Origin of the sequence: Vibrio sp. ABG19 (genome assembly GCF_029962385.1) — a bacterium.
In the GTDB taxonomy this organism is placed as follows: domain Bacteria; phylum Pseudomonadota; class Gammaproteobacteria; order Enterobacterales; family Vibrionaceae; genus Vibrio; species Vibrio ostreae.
In genome coordinates this window covers 2,786,447-2,804,539 of the sequence record NZ_CP071708.1, presented here as the reverse complement: position 1 = coordinate 2,804,539, position 18,093 = coordinate 2,786,447, and the positions used below count along the sequence as shown (strand labels likewise).

Sequence of the window (18,093 nt, the reverse complement as noted above, 5' to 3'; positions counted from 1 at the left end):
ACCCGCTGCGGGCGAAGCAGGAAAACCCAAAAAAGTGTAAGCGCGTCATAAACCCCGCATTCTAATCGCCAAGCACGAATATTAAGATTCAATCTCCAATCATGAGGAGATTTGAAATGGCTAAACGACGCACTAACCAAGAGTGGCGAACCCTATTCGAACAATATGAATCCAGCCAACTATCACAATGATTATTCTGTGAACGTAACGACCTGAGCCTTTCCACTTTTTATGCTAAGCGCCAACAATTAAAGCACATTGAAAAACCGTGCGCTGTCATGAAACGTATGCTCAGCGCCCCAGAGATTTATTTATATCGTGAAAGTGTCGATTTTAGAAAATCCATCAACGGCCTTGCCGCGATTATCGAAAGTGTTGTATTGGGATAAAACAGGCTTTGCTCTTTGGTACAAGCGCCTTGAAAAAGCCAAGTATAAGTGGCCTACAAAAGAGAAAAGTGAAGTGTTTACTCTGACTCAATTTGAGCTTGACAGGCTGCTTTCTGGCTTTACGATTATCGGCCATAAACCCGTTAGAATAAACGATTTTACAATGACTTAATCGATAATAAAGCCTTATCCACCAAGCGTTCATTGCAGCATTTTAGTATAATGAACGCCATGAAAAAGACGCCAAATATTAACCCCGAAAGCCAAGATGTTGCCGAGCTACAAGCGATGGTGAAAGCCCTAATGACCTAGCAAGAGCAAAAGGAATCACAATGGCAACAAGAGCGTCAATCGCTGCTTGAACAACTCAAGCTTGCCTTCGACCGTCAGTTTGCTAAACGCTCGGAGGCGTTAAAGCCTTACGATGAATCCCAAGGTGACCTCTTCAACGAAGTGGAATGCGAAGCCGCGAAAGAAGAGGTGGAAATTACAACCAATAAAAAACGTGGTAAGCGTCAGCCCACTGCCAAAAAACTTGCCTCGTGAGACTATCAAACTCGATTTAGACAACGATGAAAAGCCGTGTTCTTGCTGCAAACACAGCCTGCATAAAATCGGTGAAGACCGCAGCGAAATTAGAGTTCACACCTTACTTAGCAGGAACTTACGCAAATCTCTCTCAACACGCATGACAAACAGAATAAATACTTTATCACCGTCTTGTTTATAGAAAACACGACATGGATTAACGACAACTTCTCGATAACTTAAATGTTCTAGTTCGGGCGGAATCCGACCCGATTCAGGGAAAGTTTCTAAACGTTCAACTTTAGCGAAGATCGTTTGAACCAATTGCTTTGCAGCTACAAATTTTTCAAGTGCGATGTATTCAGCGATATCATCTAGGTCAGATAACGCTGGCTCAGTCCAGATTATTTTAGCCATTTTGACATTTTGTCTTTGGCTTCTTCATGACTCACCATTTTACCATCAGTTAGTGCACGTTCGCCTCGCGCAATCCCCTCAAGAATTGATAAACGGTTTTGCATAAACTCGTAATCATCAACATCTACCAAATATGCAGACGGTTTACCATGCTCGGTAATTAATACTGGTTCTTTGGTATCGTGAAGATCGGCAAGGATCTTAGTGGCTTGGCGCTTAAGTGATGTTACTAATTCTACTTTCATGAGAGCTGCTCCAAATAATACTAGAGTGATACTATTCTATCACTTTTAGTATAGCAAGCTCCATGACGGCTAACGAATGGCATGGATTCCCCTCCCGAGGATCTGCCACACTTACGTGGTACTTATTAGCACTGAAGGCACCATGTCTGATTATTCTTATTTTGGCGGTATCGATTTAGCTAAAAACCACTTCAGTATTCATGTCGTTGACTCGAAAGGGAAAGATGGAGATAGGTTAAGACCACTAGCGGAGAGCCTGTTAATGCGGCGGACACATATGATGTCATCTAACGAATAAGGCACCGCAGTCGCGCAAAGTCATCAGGGTCACGATGTTGCGAACCATCGATTATAAAGACCGAATGTAGAGCGGCAGTCCAAAACCCCTCACTTGAAGTTTAGCGGATGTTTGACAACCGGGGGAATCCATGTAGCCGCATTAAGGTGTGAGCGGCGCTTGGCTATACTTGGAGGGCGTTCAGAATTCTGTGTCAGCTAATTTTGGCTAAATATCTAAGACGTCATCCAAGCGACCTTCAAAATGAATCGCCAGTTGAGACAATGTCATATTCCAATTCTGTATTGGCATTGTCCATTTCTTAGAAGCATTCAATATCCCAGCATACAGTAGCTTGAGCAAGCTATTTTCATTTGGGAACCCTCCCTTAGTTTTGGTCAGTTTGCGGAATTGGCGATGTACGGCTTCAATAGCATTTGTCGTGTAAATAGCCTTTCGGACGTATTCTGGATATTTGAAGTAAACCGATAAATTTGCCCATTTGTTCCGCCAGGAACGAATCACTATTGGGTATTGCTGTCCCCATTTGGCTTCCAAACTATCCAACTCCATCTCGGCCGCTTCTTTACTCACAGCCCGATAGACTGGCTTCAAGTCGGCCATAAACGCCTTCTGATGCTTAGAGGCAACATATTTCATAGAGTTACGGATTTGGTGAATGATGCATTGCTGAACTTCTGTATCAGGATAGATGGTTGCTATCGCTTCTGGGAAGCCTGTTAGCCCATCTACGCAGGCGATCAAGATATCTTCAACGCCACGGTTATACAAATCTGTCAGCACTGATAGCCAATAGTTTGCCCCTTCTGACTCTGATAGGTACAGCCCAAGAAGTTCCTTTTTACCTTCAATGTTTAACCCTAGGATTGTGTATATCGCTTTACTGACATAGCGTCCGTCTTCTTTAATTTTGTAGTGGATTGCATCGAGCCAGACAAACGGATAGAGCGCATCGAGCGGACGTTGCTGCCACTCCTTCAGTTCAGGTATCAAACGGTCGGTAACACCTGTGATGGTGGCCTCAGAGACCTCAATGCCATACATATCTTCGACGTGACCACGGATATCACGGTAGCTCATACCGAGCGAGAACATGGATAGGATCTTACGGTCGATCTCATCGGTCAATTTAGTCTGGTTCTTCTTAACTAACTGGGGTTCAAATGTTCCAGAGCGGTCGCGTGGGGTATCCAGTTCAAACGTGCCGACAGAAGACTTAATCGTTTTCTTGCTTGAGCCGTTCTTACGGTTAGGTTGCTCATCACCTTCAAGGTGCTGTTCGAGTTCTGCTTTCAAAGCAGCTTCTGTGATTTGTTTAATGAGCGGAGTTAAGAAGCCATCTTTACCTGTCAGGTCTTGGCCTGACTGAAGGGCTTTAATAGCTTGTTCTAGATCGAAGTCTTTGTTCATGTGTCATTCCTGTTTTGTATATCATACTGAAATGACACAGATTTCTAAACACTACCTATACTGAGCGAAGCGAAACTGCCAAGCGTTGCGAATCACTCTTAAATGCTTGTATGCCTGTGGTTATTGGGACGCTTTTGTTCGATTAATCTACGTCCAAGCCAGACCTTTTAGCAATTTCAGTTTCAAAACCATCGATACTCTTTTGGTTCTTTTTGAGCCAGTATTTTTCTATACCCTCTGCACCTTGCTTTTCTGACCAATTAGCTAAGTCTTCACGGTCTCCTTCATAGGTAAAGTAAGGAACTGACATTCCACAGGAAGACTGCACCAAATCGACATCTAGGACAAAGATTTGTCTCGCAGCAACACTTTCCGGAAACAGCGGTGCATACTTGTCCCAACTATCGTCTTGAGAGTGCAAAACCGTAGCTTTACCATAAGCTCTCAGGATTAGAGGAGAGCCTTCAAAAGCACAAAACATAACAGTCATTCTTGGGTTTTGAATAACATGTGATGCAGACTCATTGCCACTTCCTGTAAGGTTCAACCAAGCTATTTGCTTTGGGTTGATAACTCGCAAAGAATCTCCACCTTTAGGGGACAAATTCACGCTACCACTTTCTGCGGCAGTAGCTACAAAATAAATTTTTTGCTGTCCAATAAAATCAATATGTTTATCGGCCAACTCTGAAAATTGCTTACCCATAACGATTAACCTCCATGTTAAATTTCGATAAAAAGCATAACGCCGCAAACAGTGGCGCTTTCACCAATGCCACAACATATTTAAAACCTAAAACAATAAGTAACCAAGCGTTAAGCGTCCATTGATTTGCTTTGTATGGGAAATTATTCCCATTAATCGACCTGTTTCGGGTAATGTGAGACCCAGGCTTTAGCTGCAACTAAAGCTTTCTATGTTGTAGTTCGATTGAGCGCTGGCTCCTCTATCGAGAGACCGATAACAAACATGAACGCGACATAGAACTCCAAGCACCAAACTCGAATACTCGACTGGGTCTCGAACCCGCATTACGCAAGCAAGAGTTAGCTTATTATGAATACAAACACACTTCAAAATATTAATGTCGGTGTTGATACCGGCAAAGCAAATCTAGATATCTATATCCGCCCACTTGATATCTTTTTTACGGTTTCTAATGATGATAAAGGAATAAAAGAAGCGGTAAAAATCATCAAGAAACATCAGCCTGAACGCATCGTTATCGAAGCAACCGGCCGCCTTGAAATGCCTTTTATTATCGCCTGTTCCAAAGCCAATTTACCTTTTGTGATTGCCAATCCTATCCACATTAAACGCTTCGCCAGCGCTATTGGCCGCAGAGCTAAAACGGATAAACTGGATGCTCAATTAATCGCTCATTATAGCGAAGCCATCCAACCTCAACTGACCCAGTTAAAACCAGAAATCATGTGTTTAATGAGTGACTTAGTCGCTCGTCGACATCAAATTTTAACGATGCAAACCATGGAAAAGAATCGCTTACAACAACTCCCTAAAACGCTTCATTCCACCATCAATCCAATCATTACTTCTTTCAAAAATCAGATAGAGAAGATCGAAACACTCATCATTGCTCTCATTGAAAAAACGCCTTCTTATCAGAGCAAAAATATCATTTTACAAAGTGTCCCAGGCATCGGAAAAGTGAGTGCGGCCGCCATCATTAGCAACGTTCCTGAACTGGGTTACATCAACAATAAACAAGCGGCTTCTCTAATAGGTGTTGCTCCCATGAATAGAGAAAGTGGCCGCTATAAAGGCAAACGAATTATCCAAGGTAGGCGTGCTCAGGTGCGTACAGTCCTATATGGCGATGATGTCTGCAATGCAATCTAACCCTGTTTTTAAGACCACATATCAGCGATTACTGGAAGCAGGAAAACCCCAAAAAGTCGCCATCATTGCCTGTGTTAGAAAGATGGTTGTGATCCTAAATTCAATGCTAAGAGACGGAACTATGTGGAATGAAAATATGGCGAAAAATTAACTATTGACGCCATACTCGTTTGTTATGAGACTTTTACGCCCCAATTAGGTTAACATTTCGTTAAAAATGGCACCAAGTAAAGCGGAAATCACAGCGACACCCCATTTATTTGAAAAATCCAATGCACTATTTAATAATTGCCCGCGATTTTTTATATCCACAACTAAAAGATATTTTATAAATAGATATTCATATAGCGTTGTGGTGTAAGACCCGTAAACACTTGATGCTCTTGTATAAATGATGAAACGACGCATACACTTTTTAATAAAACCATCTGTAATATCGTCAGGAGATATACCGTGTGCAATTATTATACTTGTTTCCACTCTACGAACCCATTCCGACTTGTAGGGGCGAATAGTAACTACCACGTCCCCTTTAGGGGACAATGAAAAACATAGCCCTGCTCCTTTTTCAAAATCTAGTTTGGAGCCACCATTCGCTAACTTTTGAGTTATACCCGTATAATTGGATTCAGCAGTGATCTGAATCGAATCCAAATTTTCAAATTCATTATTATCTTGGCAAAATAATATAAACGGATACCCAGTATTTTTTTCAGAAAGTATAAGCTCATTAAAATGAAACTTAATTTTATTCTTAACTTCAAGCTTCCAATTAAGTCGCTTTCTCTCTAGCTCAAAATGACTTTTTGCCAATTTCTTCGATTCTATTTTTAAGTTCATAAAGTCCATACTTTCTGACCGGTCTCATAACGTGTAGTTCAATTGCCGACTGCTGGCGCTAATTTTGGCAACCAAAATTCGTGACAGTGGTAGGTCAATTGGAACGTTTTGTTAGGCATTACTGACTTGAGGTAGTTATGACTTGAACTTCCCAACCTAAGCTTTTACATGACTCGACAACTTGAGTTGGTTGAACCTCATCCTCATATTGTAGGGCTTTCGAAAGCTGTCCATCGATTTCTCTATCTGCTAGAAGTACCAGTTTCGAGCAAAACATATCGTATCTTTTCCTGACTAAGTATCGCCCCAAACTGCACTTACTATAAATTTTCTCTGTTGTTTCGACACCAAATGAACTTCTAGTAGCAAGTGCCATTAATTTATATACCCCGAAGAGAAATACGGAAACCACCCCAAGCACTCCAAAGTAAACGAAAAGATTTTCGCTAGAAATCGTAAATATTGAGATAAAGAAAACGATCATTAGTAAAAATTTGTATAGTGGCAAGATTGTAGTAGCTAAAGCGTGCACCCAAGTATAGTCCTTGGCTTTTACTTCCGTCGAAAACCTCATTAACTGAGCATGTTCATTTCCTGTCAGATCATTTGGTCGATTAAGAAGAATAACTTTGGATTTATCTTTCAGAAAATCGTTTAAGGTGATTTCTCTTACATCGTGATACTCTTCATTGCTGTTACTTTTTACCGCTTCAAGAATTTTATTGTTACAGGTGGCAATAGCGACATGACTCCATTCGCCACGAGTCCAAAACCTAATAAACTTACTTACGAATCCACTAGATTGAGTTGCTAATATATCTCCAGCTTTCATGACTTCTCACTTTCAGTTATTCCGATGTGGTTGCTTGTAATGCCTAACAGTTCTTAGACAGACAATGTCTGTATTTTCTTGTCTATCTATATTTGATGTACTTTTCTCGCCACTTTCCTTTCACCATTAGGGCGCCAGTATGAGAGAAGTAGGATTTTACGCTTTTGGGATCACAAAATACCGACATTGTCTGTTTAATCTATCCACAGGCATCACTTACAATAACTGTACATTTAAACAGCATTGGTATTTGTATGAAATCGCCCTTTTTGACGAGTCTACAAGAGTTCATGTTGGCGCGACATTACGCCCGTAAAACCATTCAAACGTATCGGTACTGGATAGTTCAGTACATCCGTTTTCATCGGAATCAGCACCCGAGTAAACTAACCAATGCCGATGTTGAGACATTTTTGACATTTCTCGTCTCCCAGCTACATGCTTCGGCTTCGACGCAAAATATTGCGTTAAACGCATTGGTTTTTCTTTATAAAGAGTATCTCCAACAACCCCTTGATATGGATTTGCGTTTCAGAAAGTCAAACAAACACAAGAAGTTACCCGTTGTTCTTACCCCACGAGAAGTGAAGCTATTATTCGATGCTATACCGTCTCAATCTTTGCTGCCTTATCAGTTGATGTATGGCTCTGGCTTACGTTTGATGGAAACCGTTCGCTTGCGCGTTAAAGATATCGATTTTGATTATGGCGCGCTGCGAATTTGGCAAAGCAAAGGTGGAAAAAACCGCGTGGTTACTTTGGCAAAAGAGCTATATCCTGCTTTACATCAACAAATTCAAATTGTCCGTCAACTCCACCAGCTCGATCTACAAAATCCGCTTTATGAAGGTGTTAACTTACCCACTCGTTTGAAAGAGAAATGTCCCAACGCTGATAAATCATTGGGTTGGCAGTTTCTTTTCCCTGCTCGGTATCTTACTCAATATGGACTCAATGAAGGTTGGTATCGCCATCATATTCACGAGACCTCTCTTCAAAAAATGATCACGAGGTCTCAGTATAAACTTAAGTTAAACAAGTCAATTTCTTGTCATACTCTGCGCCATTCATTCGCAACTCATCTATTAGAAAGTGGAGCCGATATCCGCACAGTGCAGGAACAATTGGGCCACAGCGATGTGAGAACGACACAAATTTATACCCATGTCATTGATCGCGGAGCCGCAGGCGTGAAAAGCCCTTTATCTGCGTTGTTCTCTGAACCCTGAATTTCAGAGACGCTACCGCCATACCTTGTCGATAGCAAAGCCGATGAATGACAACAGAATGCATAAGTTTATATCAAATTACCGACCTCATTCCTACGGCAATATCAAAGAAAAGGCAGTCGGCGTGATAAGTTACGTTGGAGAATACTGCTAACAGAGGCGATCGCCAAAGGAGAAGGCTTAGATGAACCTGGCACTTTGCGTTTATGTATTATCGTTACCAACATCCGCTTGAGGTGGTTCCGACTCGAGTATGTCTGGATTGAAAAACCTCATTAATTCAGTCCCTTAAGCGTTTCTTAAGTTTCGTTGCGTAGCTTTGCTTAAAAGTTTTAATTAGATATTCAATGAGTTTGTTATGGAATCCTTAAACCACTGGCTATTTCTGCTGATTAACCCCTCTCATCAACCCAGTCCTGCGCTGTTGGAAATCGCAAAACTGTGTGCAGAACTGCCGGTTTTTCTCATCCCATTGTGCCTGGCGCTGCTCTGGATGCGCGATAAACACGCTAAAACGGTGGCATTTAACGCCGGGTTAACGACCGTATTGGCGCTGGCGATAAACTATGCCATTTCACTTGTCTGGTATCACAACCGCCCGTTTGTCGATCATTTAGGCATCAAGCTGATCAGTCATGCCAGTGATTCTTCGTTTCCCAGTGATCACATCACTTTGTTCGCCAGTGTTGCTTTCTATCTGTCCTTCGAAAAATCCTTGCGCAAGTTAGGGCTGGTGCTTTTAGCCTTGTCGTTAAGCACCGGATGGGCGCGGATTTTCGTCGGCGTGCACTATCCTTTCGATATCTTGGGTGGATACCTGATTAGCGCGCTGACTGCATTGCTATTCAAGCACTATTTAGCCACTCGGTTTGCAGGGTTGGTGAACTTGATGATTGAGTTAAGTGAGCACATCGCTGGCTGGTTGGTCAGAATGAAGAAGTCTGCTTTGTAAGCTTACCGCGCAAATACTAGCGGCTATTTTAAATTTATCGACACATCCCCCCACAGGCTTTTGCTGCTCCTGACGGCAAAAGCCTGCTCTTTCACCTGGTTTCAGAGTCTCTGCCCTTGATATCCAACCAGTTTAAGTTGCCAGACCCCGCGCAATATTGTTATGTTGTAACACCAAATCAGAATAACAACTTCGCATCGCTGCAACTCAAGCCCTGGACGTGAGCAAAAATCACTATGAATGAACAAGCAAACACTATCCCGACCAATATCATCACCGGATTTCTTGGGGTCGGAAAAACCACCACCATCAACGCCCTGCTGGCGAAAAAGCCGCAAGGTGAATCTTGGGCTGTGCTGGTCAATGAATTTGGTCAGGTAGGGATTGACCAGGAGATGATGCCGACCGAAGAGGGTTTGCATATTAAAGAGTTAGCCGGTGGCTGCATTTGTTGTTCACTTGGCGCGTCGCTGGGTCAGACTGTGCGAGCTTTAATCGAACACGCCAATCCTGATCGTCTGATCATTGAACCGACCGGTATCGGCCACCCGGAAGGTATCATCGACACACTGATGGGACCGGGGTTTAAAAACGTGCTGGATCTGCGCGCTACGGTTTGCCTGCTCGACCCGCGCTGTCTGGCGCAGGAGGAAGTCCTCAGCAATCCGATTTTCCACGATCAGCTTAACCTGGCCGATGTGGTTCTGATCAACAAGTGCGATTTGGCAGAAGAGCAGCAGATTGAATTGGCAGAAAGTAGCTTAGGGAATATGTTTCCGCCGAAACAGCATCTGGGCCGGACGATTCGCGGCAGGATTGAACCTGCTCTGCTCGATCTGGTGCGCAATGGTCAGCTCAAAGCGCAGTTCCCGGATGCTCATGCTCACAGTCATGATCATGAACACGAACATCATGACCATCACCACGAGCACGCCCACGAACATCATCATAAGACTGTTCCTGAACCGGGTAAACCGGTGCGTAAAACCGGTCACGGCAGCGGTTTATACAGCTGCGGCTGGCTGTTCCACCGCGACGATTGCTTTGACTACTGGGCGCTGGAAGAGATATTAACCGGACTGACCGATGTGCAACGTATCAAAGGGGTGATCCGCATCGGTAACGCCTGGGTCTTCTTTAACCGGGTTAATGACGAGCACGACTTCGATAAAGTCGCCTATCGCCGCGACAGCCGTATCGAAATCATCACTACCCGGGAATTAGACTGGCAGCAGATCGAGCGCGCTATGTTGGCGTGCCAGATTAAAGGTTAACCCCTCTTCCCATTGAGTATTACGCTCTGGTCTTATCAACCGAATGAGACCAGAGCGGACCGTTCGGACTCAGACATGTATTTCCATCTTGATCAGACCGTCCGACTCGCCCACCACTTGCAGGCCAGATTGAGGGCCGTATTTTCACTGAACACCATCAGTCTCAAACGACTTAAACCCTCAGATGTCGCTTTGCGACGTGCATAGTGGAGGCATTGACTTCCTATTCCCCGCTGTTGATACAGCACTTCAATCTGCAAATCACGGATATCAAGCGCACAGTTCGTAAAATTTCACACCCGCTCTTATTGCATTTTTTAATTAAAAAATGCAAATATACATGAGGTGCATTTTCCAGCTAAAAAATGCAGAAAATAAAAGTCAGCCCCGTTCTGGTCTCAAGAAGCAAGGAAGCTTTCTATGCCCTCTCCCCAATCTATTGTTTTAATTTATAAAAACAGCTCAAGCATCCCTGAACTGGTCATCGAACAGATCAAAAGTAGCGTCCCTACAGGCTTTGCTCTCCACCTTTGTGACCAGACTACCAGTGACGAAGAGCGTCGTTCGAAACTGGCCAACACACAGTTCGTGATGATTTACAGCGTGCCGTTTAACGATTTCGACGTTTTGCACAATGTAAAACTGGTGCAACTACTCAGTGCCGGCTCCGATCTACTCGATCTGGACCGCTTCACACAACTGGACATTCCGGTCGCTAACAACGGCAGCGTTAATTCTTGGACCGTTGCCGAGCATGCCGTTCTATTGATGCTGAGCCTGTTACGAAAACTGCCTGCACACCACAACGCCATGCAAAACGGAGACTGGCTGGGCCATCAACATGCACTGAGCCTGGGTGAGCTTAGAGATAAACAAGTCGGCATTATCGGGTTTGGCCACATCGGCCAGGCTGTGGCGCATATTGTTGCGGGATTTAAAGGCAAGGTGAACTATTACTCGCGTTCCAGAATCGCCACAGAGACGGAACAAAGCCTAAACGCTACCTGGATGCCACTGGATCAGCTGCTTACAGCCTCTGACATCATTACCCTGCATACACCTTTGGTAGCAGAGACCCGCAAGATGCTTAGTTTTGAGCAGTTTAGCCTGATGAAACGCAATGCCCTGCTCATCAATACGGCGCGCGGGGCCATTATTCATGAGCCGGCCTTAATCGAAGCGCTGGACCAGGGACTTATCGCCGGCGCGGCACTCGATACTTTTGCAGTTGAACCGCTCCCCGCTGCTAACCCATTCACCAACCGGGACAACGTTATCCTGACTCCGCATATGGCGGGAACATCGATTGATAACTGGCAGCGCAGAATCGATTACTGTTTTGCCAATATCCTGCGTTCTGTTCACGGTGAGGCGCTGCACAGCGTCATCAATGGTTAATATCGGTTAAAAGAGAGTACATCCAATGACAAAAGCGTCTGTTATTAATGACTTCCCGTGGGAGAACAAAAGCTACAAATACGTGGATTTGCCGTCCTTGTGCGGCCAGCAGCTCAGCGCTTTCCCTTATGTGCTGCGTTTGCTGCTGGAAAATGCCGTGCGCAATCACTCAGGCGATGAGCGTTCTGCACTGATTGACACCATATTTGACTGGCTGCCGGCCACCAGCAGCGATAAGGAAATCCCCTACTATCCGCGGCGGGTATTAATGCACGACACCACCAGCACTCCAGCTTTGGTTGATATGGCGGCCCTGCGTGACTGTCTGGCAGAACAAGGGATTGACCCGAAGAAGCTTAATCCCTCACTGCAAGTTGATATTTCTGTCGATCACTCTCTGGCCGTTGAATATTACGCCGATCCCAACGCGGCACCTAAGAATCTCGCTTTAGAGATGCAACGTAATGAAGAGCGCTACCGTTTTTTACGCTGGGCAAGCAAAGCGTTTCACAATGTGCGCATTAATCCACCGGGCACCGGCATTATGCACACCATCAATCTGGAACAACTGGCGAGCGTGGTGACTACCTATCAATCGGGTCCGGAGCATTGGCTGGCGCCGGATATGATGCTGGGTACAGACAGTCACACGCCTATGGTCAATGGCATTGGAGTGCTTGGCTGGGGCGTCGGCGGACTGGAAGCTCAAAGCGCAATGTTTGGCATTCCGACCATGCTGCGCATTCCGGATATTGTCGGAGTAAAACTGGTGGGTGAACTCACCGGCACAGCGCAGGCGACTGATCTCGCCTTAGTGGTGACACAGCGTTTACGTAGTCTTGGCGTGACCGGAGATTGTGTCGAATTCTTCGGGCCCGGCGTTTCATCGCTCAGTGCCGACGACCGCTGCGTGATTGCCAACATGGCGCCTGAGTATGGCGCAACCACTGGCTACTTTGCTGTCGATAGCCAGACTCTGGACTATCTGCGCCGAACAGGCCGCACGGCGCAACATATCAGCCTGGTCGAGCACTATTGCAAACACAACGGTCTGTGGTTTGAGCCCGACCAGACACCTGAGTATTCGCGCGCTATTGTTATCGATCTGGGCCAGATTTCAACGCAGGTCGCCGGGCCAAAACGGCCACAAGATTTGCTCGACTATCAACACATTCCGGCTTCGCTGAATCTGCAGTGCATCAAACGCACCGCCAGCGGTGAGTTGCCGAGTTATCCTGTCGCGATAGCGGCGATCACCAGTTGTACCAACACCACACATCCTGCCCTGCTGATTGCAGCCGGATTGTTAGCCCGTAAAGCTAATCGCTATGGCATGACCATTCCCGACTGGGTAAAAACCTCACTAGCACCCGGCTCACCAGCCGCAGCCAAATATCTGCAGCGGGCCGGCCTGCTGGATGAACTGTCGCTGCTCGGCTTTGATATCGTTGGCTACGGTTGCAGCACCTGCATAGGCAACTCCGGCCAACTGCCGGAAAAAATTCAACAAGCTCAGGCCAGAGGGGAAATCACTCCGGTGGCTGCGATTTCAGGTAACCGTAATTTCCCGGGCCGGATTCATCCGGATCTGGAACTGGGCTATCTGATGTCGCCGGCTCTGGTTGTCGCGTTTGCCATCGCGGGCGATGCACACATCAATCTCGAGTCACAGCCTCTGCACATTACAGCGCAAGGTGAGGCGATATTTCTGCGTGATATCTGGCCAAGCAGGCAAGAAATCTCAGACAGCGTTAATTTTGCGATGGATGCGAACGATTTTAAGTCTGAATTTAAAAAAGCCAGTCATCAACCTGGCTGGGATAAGCTCAGTGTGACTGACTCGCCGCTGTTTGCCTGGGACAGTTATTCAACCACGATTCGTCGTCCGCCATTTGTTGATAAGGATGCACCAAGCAGCCTTGGCTCCTACAGTGCTTATCCGCTGATGATACTGGGTGATGATGTGACGACCGACCATATTTCTCCGGCCAGCGCGATTCCGCAGCAGAGCTATATTGCCGATTTTCTGGTGCTACGTGGTGAAGACCGCTCTGATCTGAATGTGTTTTCCTCACGCCGCGGAAACTGGGAAGTAATGATGCGTGCCGCTTTCTATAACAAAAGCCTGCTCAACCAGCTCACTGATGATCTCCCGGTCGGCCATACCCTACACATCCCAAGCGGTGAGGTGGCGCCAATCTGGCAAGTAGCGAATAAATATCGCGCAAACAGCCAGCCTACCGTGATTATTGCCGGAGAACGGTATGGTATGGGCTCGTCCCGCGACTGGGCGGCAAAAGGACAAAAACTGCTCAATGTCCATGCGGTGCTGGCACTGAGCTTCGAGCGTATCCACCGTTCCAATTTAATTGGTATGGGGATCCTGCCTTTAGTGCTATCACCTGCGCAATTAGCCGATTTAAACCTGCAACATGGCGATCAAATTGAAATCTGTGCCGAGCCGCAACACATCCAGCCTCAGGCACAGGTAACGGTTGCGGTGCGCAGAGCTAAACCAGATGAAGAGCGAGTGACATTTAGCGTTAGCGCAGCAATCGAAACCCGGCTGGAAGCAGATCTGCTGCGTCAGGGCGGAGTTTTTCGCCATATTCTCAGCCAATACGCGTGTGATAAACACGCAGATTCAATGATAAGTTGATTCATATAATCAATAAGTTGCAACAGATACCCCGCTCGTTAACTCAATTGAGATTTACCATCGACTGGGGTATCTTTGATAGCTGATCAACCACTCCCTTTAACAGTATCCATATGTCAGACGAATATACAGTTCCCGCACAAATTATTGAGTATATCTGCGACCAGCAGTTGTCTGCGGGTGCCCACCTTTCGGCCCAAGTTATCGGCGACCATCTCTCTTTGTCCCGAACCCCAGTGACTAAAGCCCTGGCGATGCTTGAGAAAAAAGGCATTGTGGTACGTCAGCCCAATAAAGGCTACTTCGTTAATCAAACGATAGAACAACCGGTTGAAGCGTTTTTATCCAGGCATAACCTGCAACAACAAGATTTGTTGGATAAGGTCTATTTCCAGATAACAGAAGACCGCCTGTCCGGTCTGCTAAATGATGAGTTTTCCGAGCAGCAGATTAAAAAACGCTACGCTTTGACTGCCGCGCAGCTACAAAACGTTCTGAGCAGAATTGCAGAGGAAGGCTGGGCCAGCAAAAAGCCAGGGTATGGCTGGGTGTTTTCCACCATGCTGACGACACCTGACAGCCTGATTCAGACCTATCGCCTGCGCTTGGCACTTGAGCCGGCAGCCTTGCTTGAACCCGGGTACCACCTTGATCCTGCTATTCTCAATCGTTGCCGGGAGATTGAACTTGCTATCCTGGAACATGGCACTGACCATTTCAATGTCGAACAACTTCATCAGCGTGGTGTCCAGTTTCACCAGGCTTTAGTTGAAGCATCGGGTAACCCGTTTTTTATTGATGCTCTGAACCGGATTCACCGTATTCGCCGTCTGCTATCCTATCGTTCGATGCAGGACAGACAACGCTATCGCGATCATGCTATTCAACACCTGCACATCCTGGATTTACTTGAGCAAAATAAACAGGTTGAGGCCTCTCAAGCATTACGTGAGCATTTGCAGCATACGATTAGCAGTGTCGCTCAAATCAGTCATCTGCTGCGCTAAAGCAACATAGAGGAGCAGAAAGGCAGCGCAGTTTAAGTTAACATTATCACTCCTTCGATATTGGCGATAATCCTCCAATACTCTGGACTGCGCCCTAATTTCTGTATGACCTTTCGCCTGCAAATACTCAGCGATCAGCTGCTGTTAGTCACCAAATACCCAAGAGACCGCCGCCTGTTCGACTGGCTTACTATTCGCGATCGCTTCATCTATCCAATGTTGCGCCATCCCGCTCTGTCGTCCAGATAGTGTCAAAAGTAATAATAAGATAACGACTGTTTACCTATCATTGACACAAATCCGCCACCAAGCGGCTAGGCTTCGCGACAGATATTTCTGAGTGAAACCTGTACCTGCCCATGCCTAGAAGACGTTCATCTCTACCGATCAAATCCCCTTGGTTACGCCGCATCACGCAACTTGTTTGCGCGCTGACGGTTGTGTTGGTTTTGGCCGCGATTTATACCGGAATTCAATTTAACAACCTGGTTAAAGATAAGTTTGAAGGTCAGATGTGGCAGTTGCCAAATGTAGTCTATGCCCGTCCGCTGATCCTGAGTCCCGATAGTCCGGTCAGCCAGCAAATCGTACTCAAAGAATTGGCCGAATTACACTATCGTCAAGTGGCCAATCCGGTCAGCAGCGGTGAATACAGCGTCTCTGGGCGAACTGTCCGTCTGATTCGCCGCCCGTTTGTCTTTCCAGATGGTGAACAACCTGCGGTGCAGGTCAAGATTCGCTTTGCCGGACAAGGGGTAGCTTCCATGAGCGATGAAGCCAGCGGTCATCCAATCGGCCTGCTGTCGCTTGAGCCGAGAATCCTTGGCATGCTGGACGACGATAACACGGAAAAACGTCTCTATATGGCAAAAGACGATATGCCCGAGACACTGGTCGCCGCACTGCTGGCCACCGAAGATCGTGATTTCTATCAGCATGATGGCATCTCACCTCTGGCTATCGCTCGCGCATTTATGGCGAATATCAGCGCCGGGCATAATGTGCAGGGCGGCAGTACCCTCACCCAGCAACTGGCCAAAAATCTGTTTCTGTCGCGTGAGCGCAGCCTGACCCGAAAAGTCAAAGAAGCTTATCTCGCGCTTATTATGGATTATCGTTACAGCAAAGATCAGTTGCTGGATGCGTATCTTAACCAGGTCTATCTGGGCCAGAACGGCAATGATTCCATTCATGGTTTTGCCCTCGCTGCACGCCATTATTTTGCCCTGCCCCTTTCTGAACTGCGCCTGGATCAGCAAGCTTTATTAGTAGGGATGGTCAAAGGACCTTCATATTATAACCCGTGGCGCTATCCGGAGCGCGCCAAAGCGCGCCGCAACCTGGTACTGAAAATGATGGTCGAAACTGGTTCACTCGAAACCGATGATTACCAGCGTGCCATCGACAAGCCACTCTCTCTGCGAGCACAGGGCAACGAAAATGCACTGCAACCGGCCTATTTTGATTATGTGAAACAATCACTGCAGGAACACGGCATCGACTATAACAGCGGGCGCGGTCTGCGTCTGTTTACAACCTTTGATCCTGATATCCAGCAGCATGCTGAGCAGTCGGTGTATAAGATCATGCCTCAACTGGAGAAAAAAACCGGCCAGTCGCTGGAAACCGCAATGATTATTGCCGACAAACACAGCGGTGCAGTCAATGCGATGATAGGCAGCCGTAACCCGACCTACCACGGGTTTAACCGCGCCTTACACGCCGAACGTCAGATTGGATCGTTGATTAAACCGGCGGTGTATTTGACTGCGCTATCGCAGCCACAAGTTTACACTCTGGCTACTCCGTTATCAGACCGTCCGATCAGTATTCGTAGCGAAAATGATGAGCTATGGTCACCACGCAATTATGACCGTCAATATCGTGGTCAGGTTGCCCTTTATCAGGCACTGGCCCACTCTTACAACGTTCCGACTGTGAACCTCGGCATGGCTCTCGGCCTGGGGCGGGTCACTCAGACCCTGAGCGCCCTGGGGATCGATTCGCAGCAGGTGCCACAACTGCCTTCGATGCTGCTTGGTGCCGTGACGCTGACACCGCTTGAAGTCACTCAGATGTATCAGACCCTGGGGAATCAGGGGAAACGACAGACGCTATATGCCTTAAGCGCGGTGCTGGATGAGCATGGCAGTGTTCTGTATCGTTATCAGCCTGATGGTGAGCAAACGGTGGATGAGCGTGCCGCCTGGCTGACCGAATACGCCATGACACAGGTCGTCGAGCAAGGTACGGCGCGCTATCTGAAGACTATTGTCCCTTCGCGCACACAGCTGGCAGGAAAAACCGGCACCTCAGATCAGGGGCGTGACAGTTGGTATGCCGGCATTGATGACAGCCAGGTGGTCACCGTCTGGATCGGGCGCGATGACAACCAAGCCGTGAATCTGACTGGTTCGAGTGGTCCGCTGCGAATTTACGCCGATTTCTTAAAACGCAACGGTTACCGTTCTTTGGACACGCCGCAACCCGATCAAATTGAATTTGCCGACTACCGCTCAGATGCAAATGGCTTCCTGCAGCGCAGCTGTCTTGGCCAGATAAACCTGCCAGTGTGGAACATCTCCGGCGAGTCGCAAGATGATTGCTTAACACCGCTGGAAGATGGCCTGAACGATCTAGGTAACGAAATCAACGAAGCCGGTCGCCAGATTGGCGGATTCCTGAGAAGTTTATTTAATTAATTTCTTAAGTCTTATAGAGCAGCGGGCGATCTAAGAAACTTAGCCGCCCGCT

Annotated in this window: 14 protein-coding genes and 3 pseudogenes; 11 read left to right on the top strand and 6 right to left on the bottom strand. The window is 46.7% G+C overall.

Going from position 1 to position 18,093, the window contains the following annotated elements; translation table 11 throughout:
• Positions 1-116 precede the first annotated feature (116 nt).
• From J0X00_RS18990 to J0X00_RS18980, 3 genes and pseudogenes are all read left to right on the top strand, one after another.
• A pseudogene (locus tag J0X00_RS18990) lies at positions 117-269 on the top strand (IS66 family insertion sequence element accessory protein TnpB); the annotation flags it as partial.
• 49 nt (positions 270-318) lie between these two features.
• On the top strand, positions 319-561 hold the full coding sequence (gene tnpB, locus J0X00_RS18985) for an IS66 family insertion sequence element accessory protein TnpB (protein ID WP_282477485.1): 243 nt from the start codon (positions 319-321) through the stop codon (positions 559-561).
• Positions 562-620: 59 nt separating this feature from the next.
• A pseudogene (locus J0X00_RS18980) lies at positions 621-1,039 on the top strand (IS66 family transposase); the annotation flags it as partial.
• Here the strand turns inward: J0X00_RS18980 and J0X00_RS18975 are convergent.
• From J0X00_RS18975 to J0X00_RS18960, 4 genes are all read right to left on the bottom strand, one after another.
• Positions 1,032-1,334 (bottom strand): type II toxin-antitoxin system RelE/ParE family toxin, encoded by a 303-nt coding sequence (locus tag J0X00_RS18975; RefSeq protein ID WP_282477484.1) that lies wholly within the window; start codon positions 1,332-1,334, stop codon positions 1,032-1,034. The pseudogene J0X00_RS18980 and the gene J0X00_RS18975 sit on opposite strands and share 8 nt — an antisense overlap.
• Positions 1,322-1,579 carry a type II toxin-antitoxin system Phd/YefM family antitoxin gene (locus J0X00_RS18970; RefSeq protein ID WP_136486645.1) on the bottom strand — a complete coding sequence of 86 codons (258 nt, stop codon included), beginning with the start codon at positions 1,577-1,579 and terminating at the stop codon, positions 1,322-1,324. The genes J0X00_RS18975 and J0X00_RS18970 overlap by 13 nt, the downstream gene beginning before the upstream one ends.
• Positions 1,580-2,084: 505 nt before the next feature.
• A complete protein-coding gene (locus tag J0X00_RS18965) occupies positions 2,085-3,287 on the bottom strand; it encodes an IS256 family transposase (RefSeq protein ID WP_282476458.1) in 1,203 nt (400 codons plus the stop codon).
• 142 nt (positions 3,288-3,429) lie between these two features.
• Entirely contained in the window at positions 3,430-3,993 is a 564-nt protein-coding gene (locus J0X00_RS18960) for a pyridoxamine 5'-phosphate oxidase family protein (RefSeq protein ID WP_282477483.1), read from the bottom strand.
• Positions 3,994-4,344: 351 nt separating this feature from the next.
• Between J0X00_RS18960 and J0X00_RS18955 the strand changes: the two are divergent.
• Positions 4,345-5,299: pseudogene (locus J0X00_RS18955) on the top strand (IS110 family transposase).
• A gap of 44 nt (positions 5,300-5,343) precedes the next feature.
• Here the strand turns inward: J0X00_RS18955 and J0X00_RS18950 are convergent.
• Positions 5,344-5,988 carry a hypothetical protein gene (locus J0X00_RS18950; protein WP_282477482.1) on the bottom strand — a complete coding sequence of 215 codons (645 nt, stop codon included), beginning with the start codon at positions 5,986-5,988 and terminating at the stop codon, positions 5,344-5,346.
• Positions 5,989-6,106: 118 nt separating this feature from the next.
• A complete protein-coding gene (locus J0X00_RS18945; protein ID WP_282477481.1) occupies positions 6,107-6,820 on the bottom strand; it encodes a hypothetical protein in 714 nt (237 codons plus the stop codon).
• Between the two features lie 254 nt (positions 6,821-7,074).
• Between J0X00_RS18945 and J0X00_RS18940 the strand changes: the two genes are divergently transcribed.
• The 7 genes from J0X00_RS18940 (at position 7,075) to mrcB (ending at position 18,041) form a co-directional block, all read left to right on the top strand.
• Positions 7,075-8,049 carry an integron integrase gene (locus J0X00_RS18940; RefSeq protein ID WP_282477480.1) on the top strand — a complete coding sequence of 325 codons (975 nt, stop codon included), beginning with the start codon at positions 7,075-7,077 and terminating at the stop codon, positions 8,047-8,049.
• A gap of 358 nt (positions 8,050-8,407) precedes the next feature.
• Positions 8,408-9,001, top strand: a complete 594-nt coding sequence (locus J0X00_RS18935; protein ID WP_282477479.1) for an undecaprenyl-diphosphatase — start codon at positions 8,408-8,410, stop codon at positions 8,999-9,001.
• 236 nt (positions 9,002-9,237) lie between these two features.
• Positions 9,238-10,275 carry a GTP-binding protein gene (locus J0X00_RS18930; RefSeq protein ID WP_282477478.1) on the top strand — a complete coding sequence of 346 codons (1,038 nt, stop codon included), beginning with the start codon at positions 9,238-9,240 and terminating at the stop codon, positions 10,273-10,275.
• 420 nt (positions 10,276-10,695) lie between these two features.
• Entirely contained in the window at positions 10,696-11,673 is a 978-nt protein-coding gene (locus tag J0X00_RS18925; RefSeq protein ID WP_282477477.1) for an NAD(P)-dependent oxidoreductase, read from the top strand.
• A gap of 25 nt (positions 11,674-11,698) precedes the next feature.
• On the top strand, positions 11,699-14,332 hold the full coding sequence (gene acnA / locus J0X00_RS18920) for an aconitate hydratase AcnA (RefSeq protein WP_282477476.1): 2,634 nt from the start codon (positions 11,699-11,701) through the stop codon (positions 14,330-14,332).
• Positions 14,333-14,445: 113 nt separating this feature from the next.
• Complete coding sequence (locus J0X00_RS18915; RefSeq protein WP_282477475.1) at positions 14,446-15,339, top strand: GntR family transcriptional regulator; 894 nt, start codon at positions 14,446-14,448, stop codon at positions 15,337-15,339.
• A 359-nt stretch (positions 15,340-15,698) separates the two neighbouring features.
• The gene (mrcB, locus tag J0X00_RS18910) at positions 15,699-18,041 is read left to right on the top strand and encodes a penicillin-binding protein 1B (RefSeq protein WP_282477474.1); all 2,343 of its coding nucleotides are present in this window, start codon (positions 15,699-15,701) and stop codon (positions 18,039-18,041) included.
• The last annotated feature ends 52 nt before the right edge of the window (positions 18,042-18,093 follow it).

Bases quoted from the DNA above. Each gene is read 5' to 3' on its own strand.
- J0X00_RS18975 (WP_282477484.1), bottom strand. From the start codon at position 1,334: ATGGCTAAAATAATCTGGACTGAGCCAGCGTTATCTGACCTAGATGAT.
- J0X00_RS18970 (WP_136486645.1), bottom strand. From the start codon at position 1,579: ATGAAAGTAGAATTAGTAACATCACTTAAGCGCCAAGCCACTAAGATC.
- J0X00_RS18965 (WP_282476458.1), bottom strand. From the start codon at position 3,287: ATGAACAAAGACTTCGATCTAGAACAAGCTATTAAAGCCCTTCAGTCA.
- J0X00_RS18960 (WP_282477483.1), bottom strand. From the start codon at position 3,993: ATGGGTAAGCAATTTTCAGAGTTGGCCGATAAACATATTGATTTTATT.
- J0X00_RS18950 (WP_282477482.1), bottom strand. From the start codon at position 5,988: ATGAACTTAAAAATAGAATCGAAGAAATTGGCAAAAAGTCATTTTGAG.
- J0X00_RS18945 (WP_282477481.1), bottom strand. From the start codon at position 6,820: ATGAAAGCTGGAGATATATTAGCAACTCAATCTAGTGGATTCGTAAGT.
- J0X00_RS18940 (WP_282477480.1), top strand. From the start codon at position 7,075: ATGAAATCGCCCTTTTTGACGAGTCTACAAGAGTTCATGTTGGCGCGA.
- J0X00_RS18935 (WP_282477479.1), top strand. From the start codon at position 8,408: ATGGAATCCTTAAACCACTGGCTATTTCTGCTGATTAACCCCTCTCAT.
- J0X00_RS18930 (WP_282477478.1), top strand. From the start codon at position 9,238: ATGAATGAACAAGCAAACACTATCCCGACCAATATCATCACCGGATTT.
- J0X00_RS18925 (WP_282477477.1), top strand. From the start codon at position 10,696: ATGCCCTCTCCCCAATCTATTGTTTTAATTTATAAAAACAGCTCAAGC.
- acnA (WP_282477476.1), top strand. From the start codon at position 11,699: ATGACAAAAGCGTCTGTTATTAATGACTTCCCGTGGGAGAACAAAAGC.
- J0X00_RS18915 (WP_282477475.1), top strand. From the start codon at position 14,446: ATGTCAGACGAATATACAGTTCCCGCACAAATTATTGAGTATATCTGC.
- mrcB (WP_282477474.1), top strand. From the start codon at position 15,699: ATGCCTAGAAGACGTTCATCTCTACCGATCAAATCCCCTTGGTTACGC.